Below are 1,070 nucleotides of genomic sequence, written 5' to 3' on the forward strand. Positions count from 1 at the left end.
GTCACGACGATGCGTTTGTCCGCTGCCGGAGTGGCGAGTGTGTCGCCGGCGACGCGCTTGCCTTCTTCCGCGAACCATTCGATGAACGACGCCGCGTAGGTGATTTCGCCTTTGGCCTCGGCGAGAGGTTTGCCTTGTTCGGTGGTGAGGATCAGCGCGAGGTCATCGGCGTTTTCCGTCATCAGGTCGAACCAGCGACGCATGAGCGCCGCGCGTTCTTTAGCAGTCTTCTTGCGCCATGCGGGCCAGGCCGCGTTTGCTGCTTCGATCGCGCGGCGAGTTTCGGTTGTGCCCATCTTGGGGACAGAGCCTAGTGATTCGCCCGTCGCAGGGTTCTTTACTTCGAAGGTCTCGCCAGTGTCGGCTTGCTGCCACTCACCATCGATGTAGGCTGCGTTGCGCAGCAAGGTCGGGTCTTTTAGTTGATCCTTCAAGGTCATTATCTTCTCCGTTTGTTGGGGTTGCCCCGCGTCTCTTGTTTGCTTGGGTCTGTCGTTCGCTCGCTTGCGCTTCTATGGACTTCCCGTGTTCGCGTAGGTCTGTTAGCACCGCCCCGGTCGTCGCTCTGGTCCTTCGCGTGGGTTGCTTGTGTTTGCTTGCGTTTCCATGGAATTCCCGTATTCGCGTCGGACTGTTAGCACTGCCCCTCCCCGGGGCGGGGGTAACTTTCTTTGCGGCTGCAAAGAAAGTCACCAAAGAAAGCAGCTTTTCTTCCCGCCCAAGGTCAAGTTACGGACGCAGCACAGAACCTTGTTTCTGGCCCTGCAGTAGCGAGTGCCCTCATAGGCCCCACCGGGCGTGGATCGCGGACCCACTGTGAAATCGCACCATTGAACAAACTGGTGCAGCCCTTGCAGGCTCCGGCGCAGCGCTACGCGCCGCCGTCCGGTCAATCGGGTCTGCCCGTGCTCCCGTGCTAACGCCTCCATCTCATTGCTCTTGCTTTCCATTGGTTTCCCTTGCATACCCTGCGGCAGCGCGTAGCGCTGGGCCGGCGCTTTCAATGGCTGCACCAGTCTGTTCTGTGGTGCGGTTGCACGGTGGGTCCGCGATCCAAGCCCGGTGTGGCC

The 1,070-nt window shown here is 60.3% G+C and carries 1 protein-coding gene; it reads right to left on the bottom strand.

Annotation, left to right across the window (positions count from 1 at the left end; all coding sequences use genetic code 11):
• A partial coding sequence (locus tag QCE63_RS35500) for an aldehyde dehydrogenase family protein (RefSeq protein ID WP_309839939.1) occupies positions 1-440 on the bottom strand: 440 nt, incomplete at its 3' end.
• Between the last annotated feature and the right edge of the window lie 630 nt (positions 441-1,070).

Origin of the sequence: Caballeronia sp. LZ065, assembly GCF_031450975.1 — a bacterium.
Lineage (GTDB): Bacteria > Pseudomonadota > Gammaproteobacteria > Burkholderiales > Burkholderiaceae > Caballeronia.